Genomic DNA, 5,006 nt, shown 5'->3' on the forward strand with positions numbered 1-5,006 from the left:
ACAGGCCGGCAAACCAGCCAAACTCGCCCTCATTGCCGTCGCCAGGAAGCTGCTGACGGTCCTCAACGCCATGATGCGCGACAGGAAGCCCTACCTGAACGTCAAGCCGACATAACAGTTGCCGGCTCTGCGCAGCAGCGTAAGAACGCTGCAGCGCGTCCGGAACACAAGACCACCGCCGTCGCCTACAGCCCCGTCGACGCCTCGATCCTGAACTGCGCCAGCGCGACGATCGGCTCGCTGTTCAGTGCGTCCATGAGCTGAAGCACCGGCACCTTGCCGAGCGGGGTCAGCTTGATCGTCAGCGTCTGACCTGAGGTCTCGACGAAGCCGGCGAGTGCATCGACCGCCGCTTTGGCATCGAGATTGGCGGCCGTGACCTTCTCGCCCTGCGCGCGGATCATCTCGGCGATGGTACTGCGGGCGGCGTCGCGGCTGACATTTTGCATGCGCGAGAACTGCGCCACGACGAGATCGACGACGCCGCTGTCACGCAGGGAGAGTTCGAGCGTGCCGGTCTCGACCTGCGCCATCTCACTCATAGCCTCCATCGGGTCGGTCATGGTGAACAGGCCGCGCGGCACATTGGCGAGCGCGAAGCGGGCCTGCGCCTTGGCGAGGTTGCCGAGATCAATGGTGGCGGGCGCAAGCGCAAACGCGCCCGAGGACTCCGTCCAGGCGGCGCCGAGATCGAGGTCGATCGCCAGCTTGTCCACGCCCGCCATGATCAGCGGCCGCTGCGCCGGATTGGAGGGATCGGTCGGCGTGACCATCTTCACGACCAGATTGGCCTTGCTCGGGATCGATCCGACCAGCTGGCCCCAATTCAGGCTGATCGTGTCGATGGTGACGAGCTGCCGCGTGTTCTTGAAGGGCGAGACCACGCCCTTGATCTCGGCACCTTCGAGCACCCGGAACAAGCCCAGCATCTGGTCGGGCGAGGGCGCCTGCCCGGGATTGCTGAGGCCAGCGGCCCAGCGCATCAGGTTCGTAATGCTGAACGATTTGAGCGCGAAGCGCTCCATCTTGAACTGCCCTTGCGGCGACGGCGTATCGACGCCCTCGACGGCGAACTCGCCCTCGCGGTACCTGACCGCATTGATCTTGGCTGTTCCCTGCGGCGTCCCGATCGACGTCTTGCCCATCTCGGCCTTGCCGATGCGAATACCCTCGTAGACCCCGGCGATCTTCTCCAGCAGGTCGCGCGCCTGCGCTGGCGTCTGGGGCGCCGATTGATCCTGCGGCAGCGCGGCGAGCACGTCGGCCAGCCGGAATTTCGACGGCTGCACGGCGATGTCCTCGATGGCGAAGCCGTCGATATCGACGCGCATCGCCTGTTCCGATTTGAGCGTGTACGGGCCTGCCGAGACTTGCCGGTAGACCCGGCGATAGTTGTCGTCGCCGCTCGTCTGCGGATCGAGCGCCGCGAGGATCGCGGTGGCATCGAAATCGTTGACGATGATGTTCGACAGCTCGCCTGTCAGCTTGTCCGGCTTGCCTGGCTGCTTCACCTCGACCGAGATGACGGCGCGGTCGGCCTTCATCGCATCGATCTTGCCGTGCTTGAGGTTCTGGATCGCCAGCCCGGTATAGGTGAACTCGCCGCTGCCGGCGGCAGCGTTGCCGGAATCGAAACTCATCGTCAGTGTCGGGGCCGTAAGCGACGAGGCCGTGACGCCCGTGTACTGGCTGAGCGCATAGCGGTACATCTCGATCGGGGAGTTGTCCGCTGGCCCAGCTGCGGCGTGAACGGGACCGGCGTAGTCGCGCATCGTCAATTGCGGGATCTTGTAGGAGACTTTCAGTTTTGCCGGGGGAGCATGGCCCAGTGCGACCTCAACACCGGTGATGTCGATGCTGTCGGCCGAAAACCTGATATCGTCGACCAGGCGAACGCCCGTTCCTTTGATGCCGGCGATCTTGATCTGCGCCTGCGGCAGGTTGCCGGGAGTGACCGCGATATCCTCGATCGTCAGCGTCCGGGTCGCGAGCTCGAACGTGATCTTGCCGTGGCTCGCCTTGCCGCCCTGTTGGCGCATCTGCTCGAACGCCGCCTCGACCTCGCTGGTCGCGCGGTGCTGGACATAGAAGTTGAAGCCGAACCATCCGCCCGCGGCAAGCACGGCTGCCACGATCAGGCCGATCAGGATCCGCTTCATTCCCAGCTCCAGTTGCCCGTTTTGCACTGCGCAACCTGCCATATTCGGGAAATGCCGCGCGGTCTAGGGAAAGCTAGCGCTATCAGGTATTTGACCATGCGCCCTGTTGACGGGGCCGTAATCGGATGTTGCCACCGGGGCGCCCGCCGTGCTTCATCCCGTTTCCATGACCCGGAAATACCGTCCGCTTGGGCGGCGGCTCCGGATGAGGCATTTTGAAGCCGGTAACGCGAGGCGAGACACCGCATGTCGTCTTATTCTGATGATCTCCACCAGGCGGCGCTGGCCTATCACCGTCTGCCGCGCCCCGGAAAGCTCGAGATCCAGGCGAGCAAGCCGCTCGCCAACCAGCGCGACCTCGCGCTTGCCTATTCTCCGGGCGTTGCCGCCGCCTGTACCGAGATCGCCAAGAACCCGGCGGAGGCCGCTACGCTCACCACCCGCGCCAATCTGGTCGCGGTGGTCTCCAACGGCACCGCGGTGCTCGGCCTCGGCAATATCGGCCCGCTGGCCTCCAAGCCGGTGATGGAGGGCAAGGCCGTCCTGTTCAAGAAATTCGCCGGCATTGACGTGTTCGACATCGAGATCGCCGCCGACACCATCGAGCGCGTGGTCGAGACCGTGGCCGCGCTCGAGCCGACCTTCGGCGGCATCAATCTCGAGGACATCCGCGGACCGGAATGTTTTGAGATCGAGGCGCAGCTGAAGGAGCGCATGAAGATCCCGGTCTTTCATGACGACCAGCACGGCACCGCCATCATCGTCGCCGCCGCCATCACCAATGGTCTCAGGCTGAACGGCAAGAAGCTGTCCGACGTCAAGATCGTCGCGTCGGGGGCAGGGGCCGCCGCGATCGCGACGCTCAACCTTCTGGTGTCGATGGGCGCGCAGCGCAAGAACATCTGGGTCTGCGACATCGACGGCCTCGTGCACGAAGGCCGCAACACCACGATGGACCGCTGGAAGGCGGTCTACGCGCAGAAGACCGACAAGCGCACGCTGGGCGACGTCATCGGCGGCGCCGACATCTTCATCGGGCTGTCGGCACCAGGGGTGCTCAAGCCGGAGATGGCCAAGGCGATGGGCGACAAGCCCCTGATCATGGCGCTCGCCAATCCGACCCCGGAGATCATGCCGGAGGAGGCGCGGAAGGTGCGCCCCGACGCCATGATCTGCACCGGCCGCTCCGACTATCCGAACCAGGTCAACAACGTCCTCTGCTTCCCTTTCATCTTCCGCGGCGCGCTCGACGTCGGCGCCAGCGCCATCAACGAGGAGATGAAGCACGCCGCGGTCGAGGCCATTGCGCAGCTCGCGCGCGAGGCGCCGTCGGATGCGGTCGCGCAGGGCTTTGACACCGGCGAAACGCAGGGCTTCGGCCCCGGCTCGCTGATTCCGAGCCCCTTTGATCCCAGATTGATTCTGCGCATCGCGCCCGCCGTCGCCAAGGCGGCGATGGAGTCGGGCGTCGCGACGCGCCCCATCACCAACTTTGACGAATACACCGCGCTGCTCGAGCGCTTCGCCTTCCGCTCCGGCCTCGTCATGAAGCCGATGTTCGCAAAGGCCAAGACCCAGCCGGTGCGCGTGATCTACGCCGAAGGCGAGGACGAGCGCGTGCTGCGCGCCACGCAAGTGGTGCTGGAGGAGAAGCTGGCGACGCCGATCCTGGTCGGGCGTCCCTCGGTCGTCGAGGCGCGCATCAAGCGCTTCGGCCTGTCGATCAAGGCAGGCAAGGATTTCGACCTCGTCAATCCCGAGGACGATCCGCGCTATCGCTCCTATGTGCAATCCTATGTCGAGGTCGCCGGCCGCCGCGGCGTGACGCCGGATGCGGCGCGCACGGTGGTGCGCACCAACAACACGGTGATCGCCGCGCTCGCGGTCATGCGCGGCGAGGCGGATGCCATGCTTTGCGGCGTCGAAGGCCGCTACATGCACCACCTCCGCCATGTCCGCGAGATCATCGGCTTCTCCGCGGGGATCATCGACTATGCGGCACTGGCGCTGCTGATCACCAGCAAGGGCGCCTTCTTCATCGCCGACACGCAGGTTCGGCCCAATCCGAGCGCCGAAGAGCTCGCCGAGATCGCCTCGCTGGCGGCGGTCCACGTCCAGCGCTTCAACATCAAGCCGAAGATCGCCTTCGTCTCGCACTCGGATTTCGGCAGCTACGACACCGAGTCCTCGCGCAAGATGCGCCGGGCGACCCAGCTGTTGAAGGAGAAGCATCCGGAGATCGAGGCCGACGGCGAGATGCAGGGCGACACGGCACTTTCAGCTGCTGCGCGGAAAATGGTGCTGCCGCACTCCAAGCTCGAGGGCGAGGCCAACATCATGATCATGCCGAGCCTCGACACCGCCAACGTCGCCTATCAGATGATCAAGTCGCTGGCGGATGCGCTCCCCGTCGGCCCGATCCTGATCGGCCCGGCACGCCCCGCCCATATCCTCACGCCCTCGGTGACCGCGCGCGGCATCCTCAACATGACGGCCGTTGCGGTCGTGGAAGCGCAGGAGCGCGCTGCACGGCAGCAGCCGACGTTGTTTACGTAAGATGCCGTCTTACCCTCCCCCCCTGTGGGAGAGGGTGGTTAGCGGCGAGACGGTGAGGGGTCTCTATCCACGAGTCCCACCGCTATTGAGCTCGCGGATAGATACCCCTCATCCGGCGCCATAGCCGAAGCTTCGCTTCGGCGTTCTTAAGAACGGCGGCCGCAGGCCGCCTATGCCACCTTCTCCCACAAGGGGCCTGTTGCGTAATTCGTCAATTGTGATTCCCTAGGGCAAAGCCTTGGAGGGTAGCGATGGCGGTCAAGCGGACGGGACAGCCGAGCTTTGTGGAAG

2 protein-coding genes and 1 pseudogene are annotated in these 5,006 nt (G+C 65.0%); 2 read left to right on the top strand and 1 reads right to left on the bottom strand.

The window, feature by feature from the left end; translation table 11 throughout:
* Nucleotides 1-115: pseudogene (locus CT676_RS42935) on the top strand (IS110 family transposase); the annotation flags it as partial.
* Nucleotides 116-185: 70 nt separating this feature from the next.
* Here CT676_RS42935 and CT676_RS42940 read toward each other — a convergent pair.
* On the bottom strand, nucleotides 186-2,159 hold the full coding sequence (locus CT676_RS42940) for a hypothetical protein (protein WP_135217272.1): 1,974 nt from the start codon (nucleotides 2,157-2,159) through the stop codon (nucleotides 186-188).
* Nucleotides 2,160-2,405: 246 nt separating this feature from the next.
* Here CT676_RS42940 and CT676_RS42945 point away from each other — a divergent pair, with 246 nt between their 5' ends.
* The gene (locus tag CT676_RS42945; RefSeq protein ID WP_063983646.1) at nucleotides 2,406-4,715 is read left to right on the top strand and encodes an NADP-dependent malic enzyme; all 2,310 of its coding nucleotides are present in this window, start codon (nucleotides 2,406-2,408) and stop codon (nucleotides 4,713-4,715) included.
* Nucleotides 4,716-5,006: the final 291 nt, after the last annotated feature.

It is taken from the genome of Bradyrhizobium sp. MOS001 (assembly GCF_004634465.1).
Taxonomy (GTDB): domain Bacteria; phylum Pseudomonadota; class Alphaproteobacteria; order Rhizobiales; family Xanthobacteraceae; genus Bradyrhizobium; species Bradyrhizobium barranii.

What these genes read in the sequence shown, in the direction of transcription:
- CT676_RS42945 (WP_063983646.1), top strand. Translation starts at nt 2,406, where the DNA reads ATGTCGTCTTATTCTGATGATCTCCACCAGGCGGCGCTGGCCTATCAC.
- CT676_RS42940 (WP_135217272.1), bottom strand. Translation starts at nt 2,159, where the DNA reads ATGAAGCGGATCCTGATCGGCCTGATCGTGGCAGCCGTGCTTGCCGCG.